Consider the following 26,555-nt stretch of genomic DNA (forward strand, 5'->3'; position numbering starts at 1 on the left):
AGCTAAGTTACTTATGGAATAACCAACGTAAAGCAAGCCAGAAAAGCAACTGGCTGTACACAGCAGCTTTAGGTATGCCTAATACGGCTAGTGCACTAATGAATCAATATTATATGTGTAAACATTCTCCGGATTATATAAGTAGTTCAACAGAGATAAAATTTGCGGGCTGTTCGCTTCGCTCAATATTTAGCTCACAATTTTTATCCGTTAATCGGGAGTTAGCCCACAGGAAGAGCCTCAATTAACGAGGAATGTGATAGTTAATGGAAACAAAAAATCAAAATATTAAAATCATTAATAAAAATTTACACTCTATTTCATACGCCCTATATTTGCACGAATAATTGGGAGGTATATCTGATATCAGCCAAATACCAAGGCGATAGACCTTTGATTACAAAAGCTATGCTTTTACTACTTACTGGATTACTTGATGTGGTGTTATCACACCGCAAGAAAATAGATGGCTTCAAAAGTGAGGCTATCTCTAAGAATCAGCTTCATTTGGTTCGTTATTGCAAACAATCTTGCGAACTCGTTGATTCAATTATCGAGCTATGGAGTGCTCTTACTGAAGAAGAACGAATTTTATACAAGATTATAGAAATCAATTGGTTCATGGTTACCTCAATGGGCAAAATGAGGAACACATCAGAGTTAAATACATAAAAATGGAGAGCTTATTGTTAAGTTTATGCCAGAGTGAGAATATAGGTTATTAATCAGTCGGATGCATGAAAGAGGTTTGTTTGGTGATGTAGTGCTTCAGCTTGTCATGCGACTGATGAACAAAAAATACAAGTGCTGGAAGATTTGGGATGAATATTCTGACAAACATGCTGAGATGTATGAAAATATGCTATCAGGCAAAGAATCTAATTGGGTAAACATTAAAGCTTGATTTCGTCGCTACACGATGGCTGTTTGGATACTAGGGTTTGCAAGAGTTTAAATTGCTTAACGACCATGTCTGGCATTAAGCAAGGGCAAAGGAAATTTATTAAGTAAGTTATTTTTTGCAGACTTACGCTTCAATTTTATGTCAACTTATACTTCAAATTTATTTTTAAGTGATTGAAGTAACTTTGTTGTTTATGTCAACTTATGCTTCAAACATCACTCCAAGCCACAATCTAAATAACACACATAATCATTCCTATTTACTGCATCAGTCATTTTTCATGCTAAATCATCATATTTAAAATTGATTAATCCTTTTTAATATTTCTTCTGTTTTCATAGATCCAAGCAAAATAAGCTGGACTGGTTGGGGCCTAAGTCTTTGGTTTGTTTCGCGTAAAAGGCAGATGTAAATAGACCTAAAGATAACTACATTTTTAATCTAAGCAGTAGGTGTAACCCTGTGTAATCGACAAATTAAAGTGCCTTAACTAGCTTTGAAATGGATTTCAATGTGAATTCGAGTTGTTTAAAAACTTAAAAGGATGATTTTATGAACGATCAAGTTTCAAACCCGGATGTATTAAAAAACACCCATCCAGCACCAATGGAAAAAATTCAGCAAGCACATGACTTTATGGACTCTTTAGAGTTGCATGAGCCAGTTGTGCCTTTGCAAGTCGCTAACTTTGTTACCTCTACCGCTGCCAATAAAGATATCGAATCTGACAGTAAAGGGGCGTATGTTAACAACGGTAGCTTGGTTACTTTTGTTGATGGCATCAGCGCTCAGCACAAAAAAGATGTGTTGAACTCGACGCTACTAGCGCAACTGGCGGCGACCAAAAAATATGATAGATACAAAGATACCGAAGCCTGGTATAAGTTTTATATTGATACCCTTGAAAAAATTGGTTGGGTTGCGCAAGGTTTTTCTTTCTCTGAATATCAAGTCTCAGGCTCTACATTTACTGTCGATAAAGTTGTTCTTGATGTATTAAAAGCTATTGCGTCAGAAAACGAAATGGCGGTAGTACAAGAGACATTAAAAGCGCTAGAAGCGTTATCTGATAAAGACGGCAAGCTAGTATTATTTGATAGTAATTCTCACCATCAAGGTAACGGAAACTTTCAAATTGCAAGCGCCAGAGAAGCTGATGGCGATGTAGCAGTTAATTTGGGAGCGTTTTATTTTGATAGCACACAAAACTCTACCAAGGTGTTGTTTTTTGAGTTTAAAAGCTCGGAGACTAAAATCTTTAAAGGCACGGAAAGTGCGGTGTTAAATGAAGAAGTTTACTCTCAGGTAAGAGACAAAATAGTCACAAAACTTGGGGGAAAGATTGCACAAAATGTCGATGAAATCGAGATTTAAGTAATTGTATTGAGAATGCGCTCACATAGCGCATTCTTTCTGCTCTTTAACCTTTTCTAGGTTATGGTCTATTTCTTCTTAGTTCTTCTATAAATGTTTTATAAACTTTTCAAACGTGCCAGTAGTGCTTGAGTATTAATAAAACCGGCAACAACTTCTCCATTGGTAAACAAAATGGTCGGAGTGGCGCTAAAGCCAAAGGCTTGCGCTAAGGTTTGTTGAGTTTTGAGGTTATTAATACACTCAGATGAAGCCTGAGTATTAGACTCAAAGTACCCACTATGCATTGCAGAATCCATGGCCGTCTGTGGATTTGTAGCACATAGAGCATTAACTGTTTTAGTAAAAGCTTTGCTGCCAACTTGCCCTCTTGGGATCATGACATAATCAATGGTTACGCCTTGTTGATTTAAGTCTTTAATTTGAGTGTGCAGCTTTCGGCAGAAAGGACAGTCTATGTCGGTGAAAATAGTGATCCGGTGCTGTTGTTCTTTGGCTGAATAAGTGAGTAGCTTTTCTCTGGGTATAGACGAGATGAGTGTTTTCCTATGTTGCAGATTTGCCACTTCCATCATATCGGCTCGGGTCGAAGTATCGATTACTTTTCCAAAAAATAAGTAACCTCCATCTTTGCTGGCAAGCATAACTTGGTTGTTGACTGTGACTTGATCAAACGCGTCATTAAATGGGGCTATCTCAAACTTTTCATCTGGACCTAGCAGAGTCTTTAATTTTGAATTTAAAATTGGATTTATCGTGTTAGACAAAGAGGGAGTTGCAGCATCTGCAGACACAGTTTTTGAAATAAGAATGACATAAGCCGCGATGACTAAGATAGATGCTTTATATAATGCTTTCATTAGACGCTCACTAAATTATTAAGTAAGTGCTTTTATAAAATGAATGGCATACTTTATGTCAGTATAAACACCTCTAAACTTCTATAAATATATATATTCGCATACTTTTCAAAGTATTGGGCTAGGTTATGAATCGTCTTGAGCGAAATAGTTGAGCGATATAATCGCTGTTTTTGCACTCGACCTTTGAAGTAACTGAATCTTTAAGCTCATTGCAAAGCTGAGCATGTTCGTTACTTTTTGCGGTATTTTCAAGATTATCTGATTCAGCTTTAAGGTCCTGATTATCAATACGAGTAGTCACTGAAAGTGATTTGCCTTGCTGTTGTTTAACGATGGCAGCTATTTGTTGTTCAAACATTTGCGCACTACATGTTGCAAGACCTTGCTCAACAGATTCTTTTCCTTGAATGGCAAAATCAAGGGCGTCATTAAAGTTGTTTTGCATCATTGCTATTCGGCTTAGCAATGAAAGAGCTTGGCCTCGATAGTAACTTTGTGACTCATTTTCAATGATAAGCTCATGTGCCAATTGTTGTGCATGCGCTATCTGTTGCTGGCTTAATTTTATCTCAGCCAATAATAACTTAGCTTCTTGAGAGTGAGGGTTTTCTTGTAAGCTGAAGTGCAGCCATTTCTGTGCTGTTTCGTACTCTTTTAACTGGTACGCATTTACTGCATGTGTATAACTGCTTAGAGCTGTCTGTATCTCTGGTTCAATTGTATCGTTGTTTTTAATGATTAGTGCTGTTGTGGCTAAACTACAAATGGCTAAGCTGGCTGCTATGGCATAGTTCGTCATGCTATTTGGTTTTTTGGCTGCCAGTTTACTGGTAGGGGCTAGCCAGTAATAGCCGTGATTAGGCTGAGTGCGAATAAGGTTTTTATTGGGTGCGAGCTTTCGGATTTCGCTGATCACTTGAAAGAGGCGGTAATCTTGGTGTTGTGAATTGCCCCATAATGCAGTATGCAATTCATCTTTGGTGATCAGAGTCTGAGGGTTATTAATAAACAGCTCTATTGCTTGTGCTGTTTTAGGTCGGATATTAATGGGTTTACCTGAGTGGCGTAATTGATAGCTTTGATCACAAAAGGTAAATTCTAAAAATTGATAAATTGCCACAAGTTATCCTTAAAGCATACTGACATAAGGCCTTTATAAAGGTTAATTATGAAGTTAGCAAATTACCGCTCTTTTCTGATCAATTTAGGTGTCGTTGAAATTAAAACTCATCCCAATACGGCTTTTCACCAAAAAATTCACTGAGTTCGTCAATAAAGACTCTTACTTTTGAAGAGAGCAGTTTGCGATGTGGATAAACCGCATATAACGCAATGGGCTCAGGTTCATAGTCTTCTAAGAATATTTTTAAATCACCTTTTTTGAGTGCCTGACCTGCAATGAATGTAGGTTGCACCAAATAACCTTCTCCAGCGATAGCTGCGGCCATGAGCAGTTCACCGTTATTCGAGATGATAGTAGGGTGTTTGTTTTGACTTATTGATTTTAGGGTACTTAAAAGTAGGTTGTCGGTTTTGTCATAGCTAGAATAACTGTAATGCAAAAAGTGCTTAGGGTTGAGCTCGTTCGGGTGCGAAGGCGTGCCATTATGCATTAAGTATTCAGGAGAAGCGCATAAGACCAAACGTACAGGCGCTATTTTCTTAGCAACCAAAGAAGAGCTTTGCAATTGACCAATTCGTAGCGCAACGTCAAAACCTTCTTCGATCACATCGACTTTACGGTCATTAAGCTGAATGTTGAGCTCTATTTCAGGGTACTTTTTTCTAAATACACTGATGAATTTCGATAGGTGTAAAGTCGAAAATGAAACAGGCGCACTGATATTCAAAGTACCTGTGACCGTTGTTTGCAACTCACCAAATTGTGCTTCTAAGTTATCTACATTTTCTAGTATTTGTTTTGCGTGCTGGCGGCACTTTTCGCCCGCTTCAGTGAGGCTTACTTTTCGAGTCGTGCGATTGAATAGACGGGCATTTAGGTGTGCTTCTAGCTGCGAAATATACTTACTAACCAGTTGATTCGACATCTCTAACTTTTCGGCCGCTTTGGTAAAGCTGCCTTCGTCAGCAACGCTTAAAAACACTTTGAGCAATTCAATTTTAATCATCACCACAACCCTCAATTAATAACCAACTATCAACGTAACGTTGTAAATAATACAACATAGCCCCACTTAATCATAAAAAATCGTCATAGTAATATAGCCAGCATTGAAAGAGAGGTTTGTTGATTAAGTTAACAAGCGAATGAGGATTTGAATGAAAAACACGACACAAAACTATGGTTGGGTAGCTAAAAGCCTGCACTGGGTTTCTGCAGTGGTCGTCATAGGCATGTTTGCGTCCGGCTGGTGGATGGTAGAGCTGAACTATTACAGCGATTGGTATAAAACCGCGCCATTTATTCACAAAAGTGTCGGTGTACTGTTGCTGCTATTAACTGTTGCCAGATTATGTTGGAAGGCAAGTAACATAAGTCCAAATGCTGTGGGTAATGCATTTGAGCAATTTATGGCAAAAGCTGCGCATATCGTTTTATATCTGCTGATTATTGTGATTTGTGTCAGTGGCTACTTAATTTCAACGGCCGATGGTCGCGGTATTGAAGTGTTTAACTGGTTTGTATTGCCAAGCTTTGGGGAGCTTTTTTCACAACAAGCCGATACCGCTGGGCTCATTCATAAATTCAGTGCTTATGGTTTGGTGGGGTTAGTTCTATTACACGCATTGGCTGCCCTAAAACATCATTTCATAGACAAAGACAATACATTGAAGCGGATGCTCTAAGAGACTTCACATAGGTAAGTTTCTTAAAAATTACATGCATTCATCTTAACTTATTAAATATTTTGGCTTCTAAACAGGAGATTACAATGAAAAAAATGATTCTAACTGCGGCTATTTTAGGTGCGCTATCAACAACGGCAAGTGCTGCTGAGTACGTGATAGATACCAAAGGCGCCCATGCTTTTATTAACTTTAAAACATCGCATTTAGGTGTGTCTTGGTTAACGGGTCGATTCAACACATTTGAGGGCTCTTTTAACTATGATGGTAAAAGCTATGACAACGCAAAAATTGAAGTGAACATTGATACTACCAGTATCGATTCAAATCATGCAGAGCGTGATAAGCACTTACGTAGTGATGACTTTTTAAATGTGGGTAAATTTCCAACTGCGAAGTTTGTAAGCAGCAAAATTATCGACAAAGGTAATGGTAAACTAGAAGTGCAGGGCGCATTCACATTGCACGGAACAACTAAGACTATTGTCATTGATGCACAAAAAATTGGTGAAGGTAAAGATCCTTGGGGCGGTTACCGAGCTGGTTTCTCTGGTACCACTGAAATTCGTTTAGCAGACTATGGTATGAAAGAAGTGCTAGGCCCAACAACAGTGATGCTCGACTTACATGTTGAAGGTATTCGTAAATAATACACGAGTTTTAACTCACGATTAGTCTGATCTCGGTGGTGTGCTATGAAAACAAAACGCAATGTATTTTTTATCTCTCACGGCGGCGGGCCGATGCCTTTATTGGGTGACCCCAGCCACACAGAAATGGTAAATGCACTAGAGAAATTGGCGAAAAATATTGAAAAGCCAAGTGCTATTTTGTTGATAAGCGCCCACTGGGAAGAAGCAGTGCCGACCATTACCTCTTCGGAGATACCTGAGCTCATTTATGACTACTATGGTTTTCCTGAAGCGGCATATAACATCCAATATCCTTGTGTTGGTTCGCCTAAGTTGGCATCTGAAGTGGCAACAGCGTTAGCGCAAGCGGGCATTGAACATCAACTCGATGCGCAACGCGGCTTTGACCATGGCATGTTTATTCCTTTGAAAATCATGTTTCCTGAGGCTGACATTCCTTGTGTGCAGCTTTCATTGGCAAAGAGTTTAGAGCCGAACTTACACCTTAATATTGGTAAAGCTTTACAGTCACTAGCGTATGACAATTTATTAGTGATTGGTTCTGGGTTCTCTTTTCATAATATGCGTGCTTTTTTCTCGCAAGGTGACAGAGAAGTTGATGAAAAAAATCTGGCATTTGAGACTTGGCTCAGAGACACAGTAAGTAATAAAACACTTGATGAAAGTATGCGAGTAAGCCGACTCTTAGATTGGGAAAGTGCGCCCCATGCAAGGTTTTGTCATCCACGCGAAGAGCACTTAATGCCACTGCATGTCTGTTATGGCTTAGCTGATAGTGCTGCTGATGAGCAATTAGACGTTAAGATTTTGAATCGATACTCAACCATGTTTGCTTGGTTCGAAAATAGTCTTTTAAATTAATAGACTTAAAAATTTTTGAGATGTAAGGTTATAAAAGCGTCAATTTAGGCGCTTTTTTGATGTAAAAAAACTGACTTATTTTTCTTCCCATTTCTATCTTTCTCCGCTAATTTAAATTTGCAGTTCAGCATGACGTCTCATGGCATTATGTTATGCAAAGTAGTATTTACTTTAATCACACTGATTCTTTTTGAGGGTAAGTATATGGATAGAGTAGAGAAACTGATGGTTCGGTTGGTGTTGAGTGATGTCAGTCAGCACTTTCCTGAGCCAGTAGATTTATTGTCTGCAGATAGTATCAATGCTTATGGTAACGGGCTGTATCAAGTACTTAATGACCTTGAAGAGCAGCAACTTGTAAAACGACTTGAAAGCGGCCATTTTACTGTTGGAGATGCCTACAGTCACTTCAAAGGGTAAGTGTGTTTAGTCGATAGTCCTTTTTGATCATCGCCAAGGACATGTCTGTTATGAGACTAGTGGCGTAAATTCATTTAAACTCCTCCCTGTTTTTAATCTAACCTAATAATATTATGCTTAAAAAAGGCCTTTTATTTTTCACATTGTTTTTCAGCACAATAGCTTTGAGTACGACTGAATTAAAGCCATTTACAAGCGATGGATGTAGTTTGTTTCCCGATGGTACTGTTGAGCAGCAAGAATTGTGGCTAACTTGTTGTGTCGCTCATGATTTTGATTATTGGCAGGGTGGTACAGCAATGCAACGAGAACAATCTGACGCGCGATTAAAACAATGTGTTAAAGAGGTGGGCGAGCCTATTATCGCTAGCATGATGTTGGCAGGTGTTAGAGTCGGAGGCAGTCCATACTTACCTACGCCTTTTCGCTGGGGCTATGGTTGGCCATATCCGCGAGGATATAAAGTGTTGTCAGAAAGTGAGCGTCAACAAGTCGAGAATGCGGCTCGAAACGTAAAACTAGAGCAGTATTTTATGCCTAAATCAAAAAAGCAGTAAGTTAATCTACTGCTTTATTGTTGAAAGTATCTATTTGACTAAAAAAACTTACTAAATAGCAATCTCATACTTAAGTTATTATCGCGCTCAACTAACGGACTGTCAGTGATACTGCTGTCAAACATGGTGTAATCAATGGCTAATTGTGTGAAACCGCCAAAAAATATTGGCGTTGACACTGAAAATCCGATTGACTGATTTATTGCGCTATCGCCTTGATATAAAGCTCTGCTTTGTGTGACTTCGAAGTCTCTCACGCCGTAGTAATAGTCAACATGATTTTTGTCTAAATGACTTATTGATAAATTTGGCTCAAAAAATATGGGCCCAAATTTATAGGCTTTGGCAATTTTGGCTTTTAATTCTAGGCCGTCAGATTTATTGAAGATATCGCGTAAAAAGCCAACACTCAGCTTCCAATTATCTCGCTCATATTTTAAGTACGCGCCGAGATCCATTGAAAAATCACGTTCTTCCATACCTAAGAAGATGTCACTATCTGATTCGTCAAAGCCTTGAAACCTTGGTGAAGCTTGTACTTCAAGCTCAACATCCCCTAGCTCTAACAACTCATAACTTACAAAAGGACCATAAACTGATAGTTTCTCTCCGCGATAGCCTAATATAGGCAGAGGAATAACGCGGCGGTTGTAACCTTTATAGATTTCTTGGCTTAAACCTAAACCAATGCCATACAAGTAACCTTTGGGTTCAAGTTGAGCGCGTACATCCCCACGCTCGTCAGCAAATGTGTTTGCAGAGAAAAATACAGGTAATGAAGCAAGTGCTAAGGCTTTTATAATTCTGAGCATGTTGATGTCCTTTGATTGTCAGAGTACCAGTATGGTTGAAAACAAACATTAGATCAGTGTTATGACACTTTTTATGTTTGTACCTGTTTTTGTTTTATGTATTATCTGATTGGTATCCCATGAGAGAATTTATAAGGCAGTAACGTATGCAGTGTTACCAATGTAATGTAAAACTTGAATATGACTTAACCGAAGTTCATACCGGGTATGGCTGTTCTCAGTGTCATGGGGCCTTTTTACCCGCCAAGTTTTTAAAAGCAATTGGCACTGTTAAAGAGTTTGATTACATGGCGTTTGTCGGCCAAGTACAAAGTCAGGTGAAAGAAACAACAGCATTAAGTTGCCCGACTGGCTGTGGTCAATTGCATCGTCACTTCTTTGAAAATAGTCACTTTAGCTACTGCCATACCTGCTTTGGCGCCTGGTTTAAGCAAGGTGAGTTAAAAGATTTTTTAAATAATTTCAGAGACAATCGTGATATTCGTGTTTTAAATACTGCAGATAAAATCAATGGACTAGATTTATTATTTGACCTATTGAAATAAGTGTTAAGAAATAAAAAAGGTCGCTTTGGCGACCTTGATTTGTTAACAGGGAATTATTAGCAATCGTGCTATTCCATCAGCCACATTCTTGCTGTTCTGGCTGGTAGATAAAACTTATGCCATTGACTCGAGATATTTTGCACATCGTTACTTAATGTGTCTCGGTAGTTGCGGTGCCACCATAAATTATCGGCTTGCGTATCTACCCAGATATCTTGGCCAGTACCACATTTATTGATACCAACCACGCCTTTGTGCTCACGTTTGAATAATAAAATACAGCTATTGTGGCTTAGTACCTGCATGCTACTGCCTTGCGTGGCATTGTGGAATTTAAGCATGCCTTTAATGTCTTCACGGTTGTAAAGGTTATTCCAGCGGTTATCACCACTTTCGTTATTATCCGAATACATCAGCGGTACACCACCATCTCTTCCTAAAACAAATGCGTTGGCAAGTTTTTCGTCAGTGGCATCCATAATTTGATACCTAAAGCCATCATTGAGTGGAATATCATGAGTAACGCTAAACGTAATGGCTTTGTTACCGGCCAATGCTTGACCATAGGCTGCAGGGTCAACAAGCTGACTCATTGAACCGCCAAAGCTGAATGCGCTTCTGATCTGCGCAAACAGAGGGAAGTCATAAGCTGAGTGGCCTGTTTGTGCCAAGTAAGGTACTAAAAAATTATCGTAATCACCGCTACCTGAACCACCAGTCGTTATAATTTCACCAAATACATGGGTATCTTTTTTAATGTCAGCATCGAATACGGCATTAATATGGTAGTTGGTCATGTGTTTTGCGGCATCAACTCTGAAGCCCGTTACACCAATTTGCTTTAACGCATTTAAATACGCTTTTTGTTGAGTAACAACCCAATTGTTCGGGTCTAAATCGGGTAGGCCAGGATCGGGGGCAGCGCCGCACAGTCTGTTGTATTGTACATCGCCAACGTCATTGTAATTACTGATACATTTCGGACCACCTTGGTCGTATGTACCGTGAAAATCACCCGCGCCGAATAAACCATCTTTAACATCCCCGAATAGTGTAATGTCGTTGTAATAGTTAATATCAGCGGCGTAATCGGCTAAAACTTCGCTTCCCGGATAGTTAAGATCAGCGCGTTTCCATTGCTCATTTGCCATATGATTAAACACAATGTCGGCATAAGTCTCTACACCTTGCGCTTTAAGCGCTTGCACCATGGCCTTAAAATCATTGGTATCGCCCAATGGATTATCGATGACACGAAGATCCTGTGGCTGATAACGAGACCACCATGCATCTCCAGTCGATTTATAAGCAGGAGAGACGAGTACTTTTTTATACCCAAGCGAAGCAATTTCTTGTGCCTTGCTCGCAACGTCATCATAGCGCCAGTTAAACGCATGCAGAATTACATCAGCACTGCTTTGAAAACTGACAGCACCAAGTAAAAGTGTGGCTAACTTTAATTGTGGTTTTGAGTTTTTCATTATCATTGTTGTCATATGTGTACCTTTTATCGCCATCCTTGCGTGTTGAAATAGGAAACATAAAATTCACATATTATTGAGGTTAATGAAATGTTATGCATACGTATTCATAGATAAAACATGACATTTTCGCATACGGCTAAAGTCGATATTGCGGCATATTGTATTTTTATAGACGATCGGTCTAATATATAAAAATGAATGAAAAAGCAGCAAAACCTCGACGAGGTCGCCCACCCAAAGTGGCGCGTGAAAATCAAGATACAAGAGCCGAGCTAATTCGAGCTGGACTTGAGCAGTTAACAGAATCAGGCTTTGCCGCTTCAGGTATTGAACAAATATTAAAACGAGTGGGTGTACCAAAGGGCTCGTTTTATCATTATTTCAGTAGCAAAGAGGCCTTTGGTTTGGCCGTACTTGAAAGTTATGCAGCGTATTTTTTGAAAAAGCTAAACAGACATTTAGCGCAAAGTAATGAAGCGCCTCTGTCAAGACTGAGTAATTTTGTCGAAGATGCCAAGTCAGGTATGCAAAAGCATAGTTTTAAACGCGGTTGCTTGGTCGGTAATTTGGGGCAAGAGGTAGATTTATTACCCATCAGTTTCAGAAAAGAGTTGGTGGCAATATTTGAAACTTGGCAATGTGAAGTCGCGGTATGTTTAGAAGAGGCTAAAAAACAAGGTCAAATTGCACAAAACGCAGATTCCGCGCAGCTTGCTGAGTATTTTTGGATTGGTTGGGAAGGCGCTGTAAGCCGTGCTCGTTTAGAGGCTTCGGTCAAACCACTCGATAATTATTTTAAGTGTTTTGTAATGGGGATTTCATTGTCCTCACATAAGTAAGTTTTAAAAAAATTTAACTGAGGGCCTGTTAACCTTTTAAGTTCGTTTTTGCAGAAGTTTGACTGGTTTTTATACAAGGCAGGGGGCTGCCCCGCAGAGCAAGCGTAGCATGGTTCTTCCATGTGAGTCTTGCGATAACGCAGTAGAAATGCCAGTCAAACACTGCCCAAAGGGCTCTTCTGAGCAAACTTTGCACATTGTTGCTCGATTTGTACTTAGCTCGCTAAGCATCAAACCGAGCGTCGCGTTCAAAGCTCGCTCAGAGAGAGCAAAACTCGGACGGAAAAGGATCACAGGCCCTTATAGACAACCGGTCTAAATTAGGAGCGAACGATGTTTAAAGGTATTTTGATCAATAAAGATGAACAAGGTTATCAGGCGTCTGTTACTGATATTGATGACAAGGTTTTACCTGAAGGAGATGTCACTGTAAGCGTGTCTCATAGTACGTTGAACTACAAAGATGCATTGGCAATCACAGGTAAAGCGCCCGTCGTTCGTACTTTTCCGATGATCCCTGGTATAGATTTAGTTGGTGAGGTTGAGCAATCTGATTCTGATAAATTCCAAATTGGTGACAAAGTACTATTAAATGGATTTGGTGTTGGTGAAGCACACTGCGGCGGCTTAGCTGAAAAAGCGCGACTAAAAAGTGAGTGGTTGATCCCTTTGCCTGAGTCTTTATCTGCGAAACAAGCCATGGCAATTGGCACAGCCGGTTACACCGCTATGCTATGTGTTTTGGCTCTTGAAAAGCAGGGCATTACGCCTGAAAAAGGCGATATTCTTGTTACGGGAGCAAATGGTGGTGTTGGCAGTTTTGCCATCGCTATATTAGCTAAGCTGGGCTACAAAGTGGTTGCTTCAACGGGTCGCTTGGACGAATCAGATTACTTGACCAAATTAGGGGCAAGTGACGTGATTGATCGTAATACGTTATCTGAGCCGGGTAGACCACTTGGCAAAGAAAGGTGGGCTGCGGCCATTGATTCTGTGGGTGGTCACACTCTAGCGAATGTGTGTGCAGGTATTAAATATGGTGGCGTTGTGGCTGCATGTGGTTTGGCGCAGAGCATGGAGTTTCCAGCAACTGTAGCGCCTTTCATTTTAAGGGGGGTGACGCTTACAGGTATCGACAGTGTAATGCGTCCGCTTGAAGACAGAATAGAAGCTTGGTCACGTTTAGCAGATATCATCGAACCAGATATGCTTGAGGCCGTTGCGGCTGATATTGGTTTAAATGAAGTCGTTGAAACCGCTTCAAAACTATTAGAAGGCAAGGTGAGAGGGCGAGTGGTGGTTACCCTTTAATTGTTTTTAGCGACTAAAAAAAGGAGAGCGAATGTGATGCTCTCCTTTTTGTTGGGAATTAAACGACCATTAAGACGCGGTTTTACGATAACTTAACCGATAAAACAGACTGTAAAACACAGGGACTGCAATCAAGGTTAAGATGGTTGCAAATGCTAAACCGCCCATGATGGTCACTGACATATCCGCAAAAAACGCATCGCTCAATAGTGGTGCCATACCTAAAATGGTGGTGATAGCAGCCAGTGCGACAGGACGTAAACGCGAGCTACTTGCTGAAACAATCGCTTCTCTAGGGTCAACGCCCTCGGCAATTTGCAGGTCAATTTCTTCGAGTAAGACTATGGCGTTCTTGATCAACATGCCAAATAGACTTAAAAATCCGAGCAGTGACATAAAGCCAAACGGCATATCAGTGACGAGCAGGCCTGTTACCACACCTACTGCGGCCATTGGCACCACAAGCCAGATAATAAGCGGCTGACGCACTCGACCAAATAGCAAAATAGACACGAGTAACATCACTAAGAAACCTGCTGGCAGACCTGTGCCTAGGGCTTCTTGCGCGTCTCTTGATGATTCGTACTCGCCACCCCATTCAATTTTATAGCCATCAGGTAATGGTAGGGCTTCAATTTGTGGCTTAATGCGGGCAAACGCTTTACCAGCGGTTTCGTTAAAGCCTGGCTCTGCCGAAATGGTAATAGTTCTAACACGATCTCGACGATGAATAAGAGTTTCTTCATTTTCTAATTCAACCCCCTTTGAAACCTGTTTAAAGGGAATATAAGTGCGCTGTGATGAACTCCAAACTTGGCTGTTCTCAATAGCTTCGATATCGTTTTGTTCAACTCCGGCCACTTTGGCTTTGATTGAGTAGCTGTAATCACCATTTTGTAATTTTCCTAACTCAAGTCCATTTGATGCATATTGAATAGCTTGTGCGAAATCGTTACGTGAGACTGCAGCAATACCTGCGCTGACAGAGTCATAGTGGGCATTCAGTACAAGACCTTTTTCACGCCAGTTATGACGAATATCTCTAATTTTCCCGTCATTTATCATTAGCAACTCGGCTTGCTCGGCAAGCTCTCGTAGCACTTCGGCATCTGGGCCTGAGAATCTAACCGCGAGCTTTGCACTGCCTCCTGGGCCAAATTGCATACGCTCAGTATAAAAATCGGCGTTTAAATCGAGCTCAGGCATGCTGCTATTGAGCTTTTGGATCAGACCGTCGATTTCATCGCGATTGTGCGTGCGTATCAAGAAGTAGCCATAGCTTTCATTTGGTTGCTGAGGCGCATAAGTTAGGGTGAATCTATCTGCTCCTCGGCCAACAAAACTGGTAACAGACTCGACTTCTTCATGCTCTAAAATCAGTGCTTCGGTGAGCGCAACTTTACGGGTGGTCTCACGAATATCTTGGCCTTGCGGGCCCCAATAATGCACAAAGAACAATGGCGCATTTGATGGCGGAAAGAAACCTTGTTTGACTAAGCCAAAACTGCCATATGCCACAACTGTGATTGCGAATAAGCCAGCAACGGTGAGCCAGCGGAACTTAAGCGCACCACGAAGTACTTTTTCATAGCCACGGTAAAATGCACTATGCTGTTGTTGGTCAGCTTGGTTTTGTTCAACTTTGTAAAAGTACTTACCAAACAGCGGCACGACTGTGATGGCGAGTACCCAGCTCAGCATTAAAGACACTAAAACAACGGCGAATAAAGAATACAGAAATTCACCAGTCGCATCGTCAGATAAACCAATACCAGAGAATGCTGCGATCCCTATAATGGTTGCGCCCAGTAATGGCCACTGTGTTCTTTTAACAATAAAGCTTGCAGCTTCAGCAGCTTTTTTACCTTGCTTCATGCGCAGCATCATACCTTCGGCAACCACGATGGCATTGTCAACCAGCATACCCATCGCGATAACCATCGCGCCTAACGAGATACGTTCTAACTGTAATCCCATTAACCACATAATTAACACCGTGCCCATGACGGTTACTAATAGTACAGAGCCAACCACCACGCCTGAGCGCCAGCCCATGAATAGCATCAAGGTCAGTGTTACAACCACAACCGATAGCACCAAGTTATTAATAAAGCCTTTTACTGACTCATCGACGATAGCTGCTTGATCATAAATAGGCGTGAGGGTGATCCCTGCGGGTAATTTTGTCAGTAATTCATTGGCTTTATCGTTAACACGTTGGCCCACTTCAACAATGTTCACATCGTTAATGGCCGACACAGCTAAAGTGATAGCATCGTGACCTTGATATCGAATAAGAACAGGTTGAATGTCGACTGGCTCAAACTTAAGAGTGGCGATGTCACGCACTTTAATTGACTGATTCGTCCCTGGTACGACTAAGGTGAGATTATAAATTTCTTCAATGTGATCAACCGGGTTTTCAACAACTAAACGAAGTTGACGACCTTCCACTTCAACACGCCCGCCGTTAAATGGCTGCAGGTTTTCTTGTAATAATCTGGTTAGATCAGGAAAAGAGATCCCTAAGCCAGATAATTGATAGGGGTTGATATAAGCCACTAATTGCTCTTGCTGAACACCGCTCACTTGCACTTTTGCAACGCCTTCTGTTACTAACAGTTCGCGACGAATAACGCGGGCAAATTCACGTAACTCATGTAGAGAAAAATCAGGGGCACTGAGTGCGTAATACATGCCGTATACATCACCAAAGTCATCATACACATTGGGTGCGTGGCTGCCCGTAGGCAATTGTTTTGCTGCATCTCTTAAGCGCTTTCTGAGTTCATCCCATATTTGGGGGAGTACATCAGAATCAAAATGTGATTGCACTTCGACTGAAATTTCAGAAATGCCTGGCTTAGAAATTGAGGTTAACCGCTTTAATTGCGGCATTTGCTGTAATGCAATTTCTAAAGGCTCGGTGATCTCGCGCTCTACTTTCTCGGCACTGGCACCGGGAAATTGCGTGACTACTTGCACTTGTTTAATGGTAAAGGCGGGATCTTCTAAGCGACCAATTTTACCAAGGGCAACGGCACCACCGACTAAAAATACGATCACCAGCAACCAGATGTTGACTGGATTTTTTATGGCATAACGTGCGATATCCATGGTTATAGCTCCGCTTTATACGGTTTTACCGCTAAGCCTTCACGCATTTTCGGTGCGCCTGCTGCAACCACTAAATCATCTTTATTTAAACCTTTAGCAATGGCAGCCATATTGTCATCAACTTTAAGTACCTCGACGCTGCGTTTTTGCACGGTTGAATTGGCTTTGTCGTATGCCCAAACATGAAAGCCGTCAGTGTTACTACCTTGCAGTGCATTAAAAGGCACTAACATCACATCATCGTTTGCATTGTCTTCAAGACTGACTTTAACAATGGCGCGAGCACCAGGTGTTAAACTGTTGTCGCTGACCTGTGCAGCAAATACGACTTTGTATGTTTGTGTGATGGGATCAGGTTGCGTGGCATGCTCTATGTAAGTAAGTTCATACTTCTTTTCTGGAGCAGAAATAATATGGGCTTCAGTTTTGACTAAACTACCTTGTTGGTAGCGACTAAGAAGGCGTTCAGGCACATTCACGTTGAAGTAAAATAGCGAAACATCTTGCAACTTGGCGATGATGTCGCCAGCTTTTACATAGTTACCGTTTTCGACTAAGCGTTCAGATACTTGTGCATTAAATGGCGCCGAAAGCGTGGTGTAACTCAAGTCTTGCTCAGCTTTACTTAGGGCTATTTCAGCTAATTCAAAGTTAGTTTTCGCATTATCTAATTGGCTTTGTGAAGCCAAACCATTTTTAGCTGTCGCTTCAATACGTTTTAAATCTCTTGCAGCTTGATTCAATCGCGTTTGGGCTTCTTGCACTCTTTGTTTGAAAAGAGTTGGGTCGATTTGCGCCAAAATCTCACCTTCATTCGCCACAGATCCAGTTTGCAGCTTGGTATTAATAAGACGACCTGACACTTCAAAACTTAAATCTATGGTTTTAACTGCCGCAACTTCAGCAGGAAAAGTGCGGGTATATTGCTTTGCGTTGGTCATAACAGGGGCAAGTTTTACCGTTTGTACAACTTGCGTGTCTGTTTGCTGCTCGTTGGCAGGCGCGCAAGCGGTGAGGGCAGACGTCATTGCGATTGTCATAATAAATGCAGTCGTGACTTTGAGAGTTGTTAGATTAACTAAAGCATTAAGTTTCATACTGTATAGGCTCGCCAAAAAGTGAAATTAAATTTTTGACTTGCTTGCTGCTGGAATATTAAACGGACTTGGCAGTCTAGCAAGTAAACTATACGGTGTAGTTTACTGGTGGAAATTGAAAAGTAAACTAATTAGTGTAAAAATAACCCTGTCAGATATCTGAGAGTGAGTTATGAGCGAAGTTAAAAAAACACGTAGTGAGCTTAAGCGTGAAGCCATAGTGGATGGCGCAGTAGAGGCGTTTCAAAAGTATGGGGTGAGCGATACCAGCATGGACAAAGTGGCCGAAACTGCTGGCGTGTCGAAGCGTACCGTGTATAACCATTTCCAAAATAAAGAGACTTTAGTTACTGAAATAATTAAAGATATTTGGAGCCAAAACTTCGTAAATCACGACTTTCCTTACGATGCGACGACCCCTGTAAAAGCGCAACTTCATGAGCTGGTGGTGAAAGAAATTCAGTTCATGAATGACAAAAAAATGCATGAGCTTATTCGCGTTGCGATGGGGGTGTGTTTATTCAACCCAGACAAATTTGTCGATAACATTGGCGAGTTTTTCGAACAAGAAACGACAACAATCCGATGGTTAAAGTCGGCCATGCAGGATGGCAAAATAAAAGAGGCTGAGCCACGTTTAGCGCACGAGCAGTTAGTGAGCTTATTAAAAGGCCAAGCATTTTGGCCGCAAATTTTGCATCAAGCAGAGCCATTGACTGAGCAAGAGATCACTAAATTGGCCGAAGATACCATCGACTTCTTCTTGGCCTACTACGAAGTTTAAGCTAACAAATATTAAAACGCCTTTTAGCGCTCGCACTAAAAGGCGTTTTTGTTTTGGTATTCAATTTATTGCCTAAAATCAAATCTTAGTTTGTCTGCTTTGACTCCACAATAATCGCAATCATTTCGGTGTCGCCAACATTACTCACTTGATGTACCCACTGATCGTGCCACATAGTGTGGCCATCAGGAATATCTATGTTGAGTGATGCTTTTTCAGTTTTTATAACAGCACGGCCACCTTGTTGAAAATACACGGTTTCGGCATTGTGCTTATGAAAACGGTCACTCTCACCGGGTTTAAGTACCATTTTTAGTACCAGTACCTGTTCGTTTTCAAGCAAAACGCTGTAGTGCTCAGGTGAAGCAAGATGCGCATGTTCATAAACAGGCTTGGCTTGTACATTGAACACCAACAATACACAAAAAAAGCAAAACCCAGTTAATTTATTAAACATAAACTTACCTGTGCATACCACGAATAGGGTAGTTATTGTCTGGGTTTCTGATCCACGCTAAGCCATTTACAAGTGCTTGAAGTTCAGGACGCACAAATGGATTATTTGAAATATCGACCACTTGAATATGACCTTCAGCGTTTATTACGAACAGGCCAGGCTCTGCAAATGGGTGATCAGTTTCTTGTTCTGAACGCGGATCAGAGATATACAAGCCAAGCGTTTTCATTTGCTCAATGCTCAAGCCATAACTTATGTCATAGCTTATCTCTAATTGCTCATTATGTGCCTCAAGCTGCGCTTTACTATCACCAGAGACGGCAATGATGTCGACGCCAATGTCGGCTAGGGCATCTTTAAACTGCTCTAGCTGGTTGAGATAGCGAGTACATAAAGGGCAATGTTTACCACGATATACCAGCACAAGTTTCCAATCAAAACCGGCCTTTGGCTTTGCAAGATTGACTGACTCGCCACTGAGAAAAGTGGCTGTGATGTCAGGAAAAACAGTGCCAGCATGAAGTTTAGTTGTGTAATCTGAGTTCATTTAATTTCCTTAGAGTGAATTCTAAAAATGTGCGTTTAAATGTGCTTCAAAGCGTTTTAAGTCGTTTTCAATATCGGCGTTTTTCATCACATCAAAGCAGGCAAATGTGGTCATTGGTTGCATATCGAAAAACTTAAAATTCATGTGCATAGGGAACATTAAGTCATCAACTGACTTACCTTCAAAAAAGTCATTAGTGTCGTTAAATGATTCTTCAGGTGCATTAAATGTCAGCGAAAGCATGTATTTAGTGCCTGTCATTGTGCCGCCTTTGCCATAGTTGGCTTTAGGTGCTTGTTCATTTCGACCATCACCTAAGCACAGTGCGCCGCCCATACCAGCTGTGTAGACTTCATCCATATACTTTTTGAAAGACCAAGTGACGCCCATCCAATTGACCGGAGTTTGTAAGAATACATAGTCAGCCCATTGGTGATTTTCAAGTTCTTTCTCGACATCGATATTGTCTTGCATCGTCACAACGCGAGTTGAGTGACCCTTGCTTTGAAAAATGCTGACAGCTTTGTCTACCAAGGTTGCGTTTAACTTACCTTCAGAGAACGGGTAATACTGATGACCATTGATGATTAAAATATTGCTCATGTTTTACTCCAGTGTGTTTGTAATTGACTTGTGGTATATTTTAGGAACCTATTCACCTTAATCAATTAGTATACTTTTAGTAACCTAATAAAAATGAGCGTCAAAAAATGAAAAGTCGAGTAGAAACAGATAGTAAAGGCAGAAAAAAAGTTTTAGATGCCTGTACTGAACCTTGTGCCATAGAAAAAGGAATGCGTTTAATTGGTGGTAAATGGAAGGGCTCGATTATTTATCACTTAAAAGATGAGCCTGTGAGATTTAATGATTTGTCGCGTATGTTAGGCGGCGCCACCAAGAAAATGGTCGACCAACGGCTCAAAGAGTTAGAGCAAGAAGGCATGGTGTTGCGCAAAGTCATCAGTGAACGCCCTGTTGCTGTGACCTATGAGCTCACAGAATTTGGGCGCTCAGCGTTGAGTATTTTAGAAGCATTGCGACAGTGGTCTGAGTCGCATGATATTGAATTGAATTAGCGACTAGCTTCTCGAGTTCTTATGTAGATCAAAATAGAATTAAGTTGACTTATTTTCGGGATCATAAAGCGCGTTCACTTGCTTTCTTATCCAGCGGTTTAATGGATCTTGGTCTGAACGTTGGTGCCAAACTGTGATGACATCAAAAGTGGGTAGATTTAGCTGGCAGTTTAAAACTTTTAAATTATCGTTGGGTAATAGTTTGCTCGGTAGCAGTGCTATCACATCTGTTGATGCGATACATTCTGCGGCAGCCGCAAAAAAAGGCACTGTCATGACGATGTTTCTTTTTAAGCCATGAGACTTAAAAAACGTATCTGCTGAGCCAACCAAATTTGCACGTTTTGGTGAAATGATAAGTTGTGGGTGAGAAGCGATTTCTTCCATTGTCCAGCGGTGCTCAGCTTTTGGGTGTGTTTTACTGATAACACACTGATGCGTTTCGGTATATAAAACGTGTTTAGGATACTTGCTGGGCACAAAGCTTGGGAATGACAATACTAGGTCAACTTCAGCACTATCTAGTAACTGACTTAAGTTATCTATTTCAATATCTCGCACAATCACTTTCAAGTTAGGTGCTTGGCTTCTTAGTTTTGCCAGCAGATTGGGTAAGATGACTGATTGAGCATAATCAGTTGCACAGATGGTAAATACCCCACTGGTTGAGCTGGGATCAAAATCTTTGGGTGCTACTAGTTTTTCAACTTGAGCAATAATGTTGGCAACGTCATTTTGGAGTGATAATGCGTAGGGGGTTGGGATGAGCCCATTGCTTTTTCTGACAAATAACCTGTCGTTGAAAGTGTGCCTTAGCTTTTTTAATTGATCGCTCACGGCTTGCTGACTTATGCCCATTTGAGCCGCGACTTTTGAGACATTGTGTTCAATGAGCAAGAAGTGCAACACTCTCAGCTGTTTGATGTCTAGATTTGCTATACCGCTCATGCTTGTATCTCATACGCATTATTCTTGTTTCTAATTGTATCACCTGTGTCTTAACATGAAATCATCATTTAAAAAGATAGCATTCGTTAGGTGAGACATGACATTGATTTCGTATGACCCAAGTAATGGCCTTGTATTAGGTGAAGTGTCAGTAGTAGATCAAGATAAGATAAATGCAACGATAGCCCATGCAAAGTTACAACAGTTAAGTTGGCGGCAAACGCCTATACATGAAAGAAGTCGCATTATTAGTCAGGCGTTTAAAGCCTTGATCCCATTTCAAGATGAGCTGGCTGAGTTACTTTGCAAAGAGATGGGAAAAAGTCTGGATAGAGGGACTGGCGAGGTACGAGGGGCGCTATTTTCGGGAAGCTATTATGCGGCTGAAGCAGCAAAAGCATTAGCCCCTCACACTGACGGCAGTGGTGTGCAATATCGACCTCTGGGCGTTTGCGCAGTGATCTCACCTTGGAATTATCCACTAGCAATGGCAGTGAATTTATTCGTACCAGCTCTAGTCGCTGGTAATACGGTGGTGTTTAAGCCCTCAGAAGAAACCCCATTAATTGCGGAGCGTTTTATTCGTCTACTAAATCAATATTTGCCTGAGGGTATTTTAAACATTCTGCATGGCGATGGAGAGGTTGGTAGTGCGATAGTTGCTCACGAAAGTATTGATCTCATTGCATTCACAGGTTCACAAGCCGTTGGCAAGAAGATTATGGCATCAGCGGCGCCTTCACTTAAGCGATTGATCATGGAGCTCGGAGGGAATGATCCCATGATTGTGCTTGAAGATGCCAATATCAAAGCTGCAGCGCAATTTGCTGTTGCGAGCAGTTTTGAAAATGCGGGTCAAATGTGCACATCGACAGAGCGTATCTATGTGGCAGAGTCAATCTCAAGTGAATTTATACAAGAAGTCACTGCGTTGGCTTCGCAATATAGCCTTGGCTGTTGGAATGAACCACACGCTGATATTGGACCGATAATCAATGCCAAGCAAGTGCGAAAGATTCAGTCGCATATTGATGATGCATTGAGCAAAGGCGCGCATTTATTGCTCGGCGGCCATGCAGTTGAAGACCGATTTATCGAACCGACTGTGATCAGCGGTATCACTCGTGAAATGGCCATGGAGCAGCAAGAGACATTTGGTCCTGTTGTCGCAATATCTACTTTTCAAACAGTGAGTGAGGCGATAGAACGAGCCAATGATTCTACCTATGGTTTAGGGGCCGTGGTGTTTGGCAAACAGGATGCGCAACATGTTGCTGCACAGTTAGAAGCAGGCATGATTGGCATTAACAAAGGGCCTGGTGGCAATGGCGATAGCCCTTGGGTTGGTGCAAAACAAAGCGGTTTTGGTTTTCATGGTAGTCTGCAAGGGCATCGTCAATTTGCACAGATGACAGTGGTGAGTTAAGTAATGAACTATGATGACTTTTATGTTGTTGCACGTGAAAAAGGTGCTGAACGCAGTGATATTCCACTTTGGGCAAATAGAGGGGAAAACCCTGCTCAGTTGGCGCTTATTCATGAAAGGCAAGTTGAATTAAACCCAATTGAAGAGGTGCCAGGCGCATTTCAGTTATTGAATGTTTTGTCTCAAGCCGAATGCCAAAGACTTATCGAGATTGCTGAATCGCTGAATTTTAATTTAGATGCCGCTGTGTCTCTTCCTCGCTCAGTGAGACATAACTCAAGCCTCACTTGGGTCATCGACGAACAAACTGAATCATTAATCTGGGAGCGATGCGCACCTCTATTGTCTCAAGGTATTGAAGCCATTTCAGGTCAAATACCTGTTGGGATCAATGCTCGATGCCGTTTTTATAAATATGGAGAAGGGGACTTCTTTAAACCTCATATTGATGGCGCTTGGCCGGGCAGCAAGATCATTAATGAACAAAATATTATGAATGCATACGATGACAGATGGAGTCAGATGACATTTTTAATTTTGTTGTCAGATGACTTTAAAGGCGGTAACACACAATTTTGGGTGAATGCACAAAATCACTCAAGGCCGGCAAAAAATGGAGAGCTTGCAAAAATCATAAATGTCAGAACACCCGCAGGTGGCGTGTTATGTTTTCCGCATGGCACACACCCTTTACATTGCTTACATAGTTCAGAGGCAATTACTCAAGGCGTAAAATATATTATCCGCACAGACCTGTTATTCCCTATAGATTAATAGGGTATACCCAAACCACCTCAAGATACGAGGTTCAGCGAGAATTGATTGGCTGTCAGACAAGGCATCGATTTGAAGGTCTAGTGGTTCTAAATCGAAAATTGATAACGCAGTATGAAAGCCAATCAAACTCGCCCAAGGGAGCGTGCTTTCAGTCCTATTTCATCGTCAAAGAACTTGGAAAGGACTCGTCATTACGCTGCGTCCTTTTCCTTGAACTAGAACAGAAGGCAGTGCTCTGAATCATGTATCTTGAGGTAGTTTGGGTATTAGTACATTCTCCACCAAAGCTCGTCGTCAAGCCGAGCTTTTTTCTTTAATAGTGAACATTAATCCAGCTCTACAGGCAAGGCTGTGGTGTGTTTAACCTGATCGAGTACAAACAGGGTTTGTGCTTCTTTAATTTCAGGAAAGCTTCTTAATTCTTTGAGTATAAAACGTGAGAGCTCTTTGTTTGACCGCGCAACGACTTTCATTAAATGGTCATAGGCACCAGAGAGCGAATAGCATTCTAAAATAAGCGGGTGCTCAATCACAGCCAGTTTGAATTTATCAAATGCCGCTTCATTTTTCTGGTCTATGCTCACCTGCACAAAGGCTAACACCCCAAACCCCGCTTCTTCGGCATCGAGTACGGCACTGTAGCCTTTAATAACGCCTTTCTCTTCAAGTGCTTTGGTGCGACGCAAACAAGTTGATTCAGACATATTAGTTTCTTTGGCCAAATCAACCATAGACATGCGACCGTTACTCTGCAGCTGTGAAAGGATATTTTTGTCTTGCTTCTCAAGCATGGCGGTTTCCGTCATATTTAGTTTTTAAGTTGAAGGATAGCACCAAATTAGATTCAATTTTAGGCTATTTTGACGGCACCCTGCAGACAAAATGGCATAAGCTATTTTTAAACAAAAACACGTTTAAAGAGAGCATCATGACAGAACAAAAGTTTTATCACGTTGGTGAAAGAAGCCTTGAGCAACCTGCAACAACTCAATACCAACCTTCAAAATTTGCTAAAGCAAAGCACCCAGAGCCGTACCGCTTTGAAGTCAACTTAAGTGCAGAAGCAGGCAATATGCAAAGTAAAACCGGTGTGGTTTCGGTGAATATTCCAGGCTTTAGCCCAGTGAAATTATATTGTGACGAACAACCGCCTGTAGGTGAAGATACTGCGCCGCCGCCACTGGCATTTTTCTCGGCAGGCATTGGTTTTTGCTTAATGACGCATTTAACCGATATTTTGACAGCACGAAAAATTCAGGTAGATAGTTTGAAGCTAGAGCAGCGAATTGTATTTCGTACTAACTTGGGACACATGCGCGAACATGGCTACATGACAGATGGCGGCTGTGATGTAGTTGAGACTCATGTGATCATCGAAAGTCCAGAGCCTGAAGAGAAAATCAAAGATCTATTGGATGAAGCTGAAAATGGCTGTATGGCACATTTTGCGCTTCGCAACCCTATTCCTTGGTCGACACGCTTAGTTTATAACGGTAAAGAGGCGATCAGCCGTTCAGGCGAATGAGGATTAGTATTATTTCTCAGAAAAGAAAAAGCGCACTGTAGGGTAGTGCGCTTAATTTCTGCGAATGGTGAAGGGGTACTAAACACAAGGACTAGTTCTTGGCGAATGCAACACCGTTTCGACCCTTCAATATGTTTAACGCAGCAACGAGATGAAGCGATCACCTCTTTTTAAAAAAATTAAAACTTTTTATCTTTGATAACTAAGATAACGGCTACAAATAGAAATAGGGTTGTAGCCGCCAAAAATCCAGTAAAAAACCAGTAAAGAGTTGGCTGTTCATTTAAGCTAAAGTGCCAACTTCTAAACGAAATCTCTCCCGTTTTAATCGCATCATAGCAACCATAAGTCATTAAGGGGATTGTAAAGAACATTGTGAATAATACAGATAGCCGTTTTTTTGTTTGAGGATCAATGATTTCCGTGTCTTCTTTTGCCGGCTCCGTATCGCCTGTTCCTCTTTGAGCTATTTCATTTTGTAAGCGTGCAAAGCGCGCTTTAAATCTTTCTGAGTCGATAGATTCAAGCGCTTCTTGTAATTCGCTGAGCGAGTAAGACTTATAATCTGGCTCTTTCATAATGCCTGAGCTTTATATTACTGTTTTTGAAATCAACGAATAGAAATACATACCAAACTCTTTGTTATTTTGCGTTGTTGAATGCGAACTGACGAAATTCCACCAAGACTGGTTTCTCATATCTGACATCACTCTTCCCCAAGCTTCATTTTCAAACTCAAACCCACGAATTTCGCAAATAGTCTGTTTACAGGTCACGGCGTCTAATTTCACTTTGTCTGCGAAATCATGGGTAACAAAAAAATCAGAGATATGTTGTTCCATGATGATTGACCACTCATGATCTTCAGGTTCTTCATGCAGTTGTCTAAATTTATCAACCATAGAGCCCCTTGCTTCGAGTATTACAGAATCAAAAGGTGCAGATAAATGCTGGGCAACTTCTTCTTCAGTCACTTGAGATGGTTGTTCTGCTTGTCTCGATACATTAGATTCTGTTGCGTAAAAAGATTCGAGCTTAGACTCAGCTTCTTTGAGTTGTCGCTTAACCTCAGCTAATTCTTTAATAAGCGTGTGCTGAGCATTTGTCTGATTATTTTTACTCGCCTGATTATTCGTTGCTTGTTCTGATGAGGTCAAAGCTTTGTGCTCGTCAGTTAGAGTAGTGTCACATTTTCCTATTTCGTATAAGGCTGGTTCAGTTAAGTTTTTTGTGCTGTTTACTTGCGCTTTTGTTGCCATTGCAAAGTCTCCCGCACCTGTATTTTTTCCGATAAAAAACATGATCAGCAGAGAGATTAACCAAAATAAAGTTAGCAATAGTTTGTTCACGTTGTGTCCTGTGTTGTTTTT

General features: G+C 41.1%; 29 protein-coding genes. 15 read left to right on the plus strand and 14 right to left on the minus strand.

What is annotated here, in order from left to right; genetic code table 11:
- The first annotated feature begins 408 nt into the window (after nt 1–408).
- Nucleotides 409–672 (plus strand): hypothetical protein, encoded by a 264-nt coding sequence (locus tag ACH784_RS05575; RefSeq protein ID WP_404394010.1) that lies wholly within the window; start codon nt 409–411, stop codon nt 670–672.
- Nucleotides 673–1,456: 784 nt separating this feature from the next.
- On the plus strand, nt 1,457–2,278 hold the full coding sequence (locus tag ACH784_RS05580; protein ID WP_404394012.1) for a hypothetical protein: 822 nt from the start codon (nt 1,457–1,459) through the stop codon (nt 2,276–2,278).
- 98 nt (nt 2,279–2,376) lie between these two features.
- Here ACH784_RS05580 and ACH784_RS05585 read toward each other — a convergent pair whose 3' ends face one another.
- From ACH784_RS05585 to ACH784_RS05595, 3 genes are all read right to left on the minus strand, one after another.
- Nucleotides 2,377–3,138 (minus strand): DsbC family protein, encoded by a 762-nt coding sequence (locus tag ACH784_RS05585; protein ID WP_404394014.1) that lies wholly within the window; start codon nt 3,136–3,138, stop codon nt 2,377–2,379.
- 121 nt (nt 3,139–3,259) lie between these two features.
- A complete protein-coding gene (locus ACH784_RS05590) occupies nt 3,260–4,261 on the minus strand; it encodes a winged helix-turn-helix domain-containing protein (protein WP_404394015.1) in 1,002 nt (333 codons plus the stop codon).
- 100 nt (nt 4,262–4,361) lie between these two features.
- Entirely contained in the window at nt 4,362–5,270 is a 909-nt protein-coding gene (locus ACH784_RS05595; protein ID WP_404394017.1) for a LysR substrate-binding domain-containing protein, read from the minus strand.
- Between the two features lie 151 nt (nt 5,271–5,421).
- Between ACH784_RS05595 and ACH784_RS05600 the strand changes: the two genes are divergently transcribed.
- The 5 genes from ACH784_RS05600 to ACH784_RS05620 all read left to right on the plus strand — a co-directional run bounded on the left by ACH784_RS05600 (nt 5,422) and on the right by ACH784_RS05620 (nt 8,440).
- Nucleotides 5,422–5,949: a cytochrome b gene (locus tag ACH784_RS05600; protein ID WP_404394019.1), complete on the plus strand. Its 528-nt coding sequence runs from the start codon at nt 5,422–5,424 to the stop codon at nt 5,947–5,949.
- A gap of 86 nt (nt 5,950–6,035) precedes the next feature.
- Entirely contained in the window at nt 6,036–6,599 is a 564-nt protein-coding gene (locus ACH784_RS05605) for a YceI family protein (protein WP_404394021.1), read from the plus strand.
- A gap of 45 nt (nt 6,600–6,644) precedes the next feature.
- A complete protein-coding gene (locus ACH784_RS05610) occupies nt 6,645–7,463 on the plus strand; it encodes a DODA-type extradiol aromatic ring-opening family dioxygenase (RefSeq protein ID WP_404394023.1) in 819 nt (272 codons plus the stop codon).
- A 204-nt stretch (nt 7,464–7,667) separates the two neighbouring features.
- The gene (locus tag ACH784_RS05615) at nt 7,668–7,883 is read left to right on the plus strand and encodes a hypothetical protein (protein WP_404394025.1); all 216 of its coding nucleotides are present in this window, start codon (nt 7,668–7,670) and stop codon (nt 7,881–7,883) included.
- A 164-nt stretch (nt 7,884–8,047) separates the two neighbouring features.
- The gene (locus tag ACH784_RS05620; protein ID WP_404394026.1) at nt 8,048–8,440 is read left to right on the plus strand and encodes a hypothetical protein; all 393 of its coding nucleotides are present in this window, start codon (nt 8,048–8,050) and stop codon (nt 8,438–8,440) included.
- Nucleotides 8,441–8,478: 38 nt separating this feature from the next.
- On the opposite strand, the gene ACH784_RS05625 is transcribed toward ACH784_RS05620, so the two are convergent.
- A complete protein-coding gene (locus ACH784_RS05625; protein ID WP_404394028.1) occupies nt 8,479–9,252 on the minus strand; it encodes a MipA/OmpV family protein in 774 nt (257 codons plus the stop codon).
- Between the two features lie 146 nt (nt 9,253–9,398).
- On the opposite strand from ACH784_RS05625, the gene ACH784_RS05630 reads away from it, so the two are divergent.
- Nucleotides 9,399–9,797, plus strand: coding sequence for a hypothetical protein (locus tag ACH784_RS05630; RefSeq protein WP_404394029.1), 399 nt, complete (start codon nt 9,399–9,401; stop codon nt 9,795–9,797).
- A 68-nt stretch (nt 9,798–9,865) separates the two neighbouring features.
- Here ACH784_RS05630 and ACH784_RS05635 read toward each other — a convergent pair whose 3' ends face one another.
- Entirely contained in the window at nt 9,866–11,293 is a 1,428-nt protein-coding gene (locus ACH784_RS05635) for an alpha-amylase family protein (protein WP_404394031.1), read from the minus strand.
- 182 nt (nt 11,294–11,475) lie between these two features.
- Here ACH784_RS05635 and ACH784_RS05640 point away from each other — a divergent pair, with 182 nt between their 5' ends.
- Together ACH784_RS05640 and ACH784_RS05645 are read left to right on the plus strand one after the other, a co-directional pair.
- Entirely contained in the window at nt 11,476–12,120 is a 645-nt protein-coding gene (locus tag ACH784_RS05640; RefSeq protein WP_404394033.1) for a TetR/AcrR family transcriptional regulator, read from the plus strand.
- 333 nt (nt 12,121–12,453) lie between these two features.
- Nucleotides 12,454–13,431 carry an MDR family oxidoreductase gene (locus ACH784_RS05645; protein ID WP_404394035.1) on the plus strand — a complete coding sequence of 326 codons (978 nt, stop codon included), beginning with the start codon at nt 12,454–12,456 and terminating at the stop codon, nt 13,429–13,431.
- Nucleotides 13,432–13,500: 69 nt separating this feature from the next.
- Here the strand turns inward: ACH784_RS05645 and ACH784_RS05650 are convergent, their stop codons facing one another.
- Nucleotides 13,501–16,548: an efflux RND transporter permease subunit gene (locus tag ACH784_RS05650; protein ID WP_404394036.1), complete on the minus strand. Its 3,048-nt coding sequence runs from the start codon at nt 16,546–16,548 to the stop codon at nt 13,501–13,503.
- Nucleotides 16,549–16,550: 2 nt separating this feature from the next.
- On the minus strand, nt 16,551–17,645 hold the full coding sequence (locus tag ACH784_RS05655) for an efflux RND transporter periplasmic adaptor subunit (RefSeq protein ID WP_404394038.1): 1,095 nt from the start codon (nt 17,643–17,645) through the stop codon (nt 16,551–16,553).
- 172 nt (nt 17,646–17,817) lie between these two features.
- Between ACH784_RS05655 and ACH784_RS05660 the strand changes: the two genes are divergently transcribed.
- Nucleotides 17,818–18,429 carry a TetR/AcrR family transcriptional regulator gene (locus ACH784_RS05660; protein ID WP_404394040.1) on the plus strand — a complete coding sequence of 204 codons (612 nt, stop codon included), beginning with the start codon at nt 17,818–17,820 and terminating at the stop codon, nt 18,427–18,429.
- 85 nt (nt 18,430–18,514) lie between these two features.
- Here ACH784_RS05660 and ACH784_RS05665 read toward each other — a convergent pair whose 3' ends face one another.
- The 3 genes from ACH784_RS05665 to ACH784_RS05675 are packed head-to-tail and all read right to left on the minus strand — an operon-like array spanning nt 18,515 to nt 20,036.
- Complete coding sequence (locus ACH784_RS05665) at nt 18,515–18,886, minus strand: hypothetical protein (protein ID WP_404394042.1); 372 nt, start codon at nt 18,884–18,886, stop codon at nt 18,515–18,517.
- A 4-nt stretch (nt 18,887–18,890) separates the two neighbouring features.
- The gene (locus tag ACH784_RS05670; protein WP_404394043.1) at nt 18,891–19,433 is read right to left on the minus strand and encodes a redoxin domain-containing protein; all 543 of its coding nucleotides are present in this window, start codon (nt 19,431–19,433) and stop codon (nt 18,891–18,893) included.
- A gap of 21 nt (nt 19,434–19,454) precedes the next feature.
- On the minus strand, nt 19,455–20,036 hold the full coding sequence (locus ACH784_RS05675; protein ID WP_404394044.1) for an NAD(P)H-dependent oxidoreductase: 582 nt from the start codon (nt 20,034–20,036) through the stop codon (nt 19,455–19,457).
- Nucleotides 20,037–20,143: 107 nt separating this feature from the next.
- On the opposite strand from ACH784_RS05675, the gene ACH784_RS05680 reads away from it, so the two are divergent.
- Nucleotides 20,144–20,509: a helix-turn-helix domain-containing protein gene (locus ACH784_RS05680; protein ID WP_138559217.1), complete on the plus strand. Its 366-nt coding sequence runs from the start codon at nt 20,144–20,146 to the stop codon at nt 20,507–20,509.
- 39 nt (nt 20,510–20,548) lie between these two features.
- On the opposite strand, the gene ACH784_RS05685 is transcribed toward ACH784_RS05680, so the two are convergent.
- The gene (locus ACH784_RS05685; protein WP_404394046.1) at nt 20,549–21,457 is read right to left on the minus strand and encodes a LysR family transcriptional regulator; all 909 of its coding nucleotides are present in this window, start codon (nt 21,455–21,457) and stop codon (nt 20,549–20,551) included.
- A gap of 97 nt (nt 21,458–21,554) precedes the next feature.
- On the opposite strand from ACH784_RS05685, the gene ACH784_RS05690 reads away from it, so the two are divergent.
- Nucleotides 21,555–22,883: an aldehyde dehydrogenase family protein gene (locus ACH784_RS05690; RefSeq protein ID WP_404394047.1), complete on the plus strand. Its 1,329-nt coding sequence runs from the start codon at nt 21,555–21,557 to the stop codon at nt 22,881–22,883.
- Between the two features lie 3 nt (nt 22,884–22,886).
- Nucleotides 22,887–23,657, plus strand: coding sequence for an oxidoreductase (locus tag ACH784_RS05695; RefSeq protein ID WP_404394049.1), 771 nt, complete (start codon nt 22,887–22,889; stop codon nt 23,655–23,657).
- Between the two features lie 329 nt (nt 23,658–23,986).
- Here ACH784_RS05695 and ACH784_RS05700 read toward each other — a convergent pair whose 3' ends face one another.
- Nucleotides 23,987–24,451, minus strand: coding sequence for an Lrp/AsnC family transcriptional regulator (locus ACH784_RS05700; RefSeq protein WP_404394050.1), 465 nt, complete (start codon nt 24,449–24,451; stop codon nt 23,987–23,989).
- 137 nt (nt 24,452–24,588) lie between these two features.
- Here ACH784_RS05700 and ACH784_RS05705 point away from each other — a divergent pair, with 137 nt between their 5' ends.
- Complete coding sequence (locus ACH784_RS05705) at nt 24,589–25,185, plus strand: OsmC-related (seleno)protein (RefSeq protein WP_404394051.1); 597 nt, start codon at nt 24,589–24,591, stop codon at nt 25,183–25,185.
- 179 nt (nt 25,186–25,364) lie between these two features.
- Here ACH784_RS05705 and ACH784_RS05710 read toward each other — a convergent pair whose 3' ends face one another.
- Together ACH784_RS05710 and ACH784_RS05715 are read right to left on the minus strand one after the other, a co-directional pair.
- Entirely contained in the window at nt 25,365–25,763 is a 399-nt protein-coding gene (locus ACH784_RS05710; RefSeq protein WP_404394053.1) for a hypothetical protein, read from the minus strand.
- 12 nt (nt 25,764–25,775) lie between these two features.
- Nucleotides 25,776–26,534 (minus strand): hypothetical protein, encoded by a 759-nt coding sequence (locus tag ACH784_RS05715; RefSeq protein WP_404394054.1) that lies wholly within the window; start codon nt 26,532–26,534, stop codon nt 25,776–25,778.
- Between the last annotated feature and the right edge of the window lie 21 nt (nt 26,535–26,555).

The organism is Pseudoalteromonas phenolica, assembly GCF_044788725.1.
In the GTDB taxonomy this organism is placed as follows: Bacteria; Pseudomonadota; Gammaproteobacteria; order Enterobacterales; family Alteromonadaceae; genus Pseudoalteromonas; species Pseudoalteromonas phenolica_C.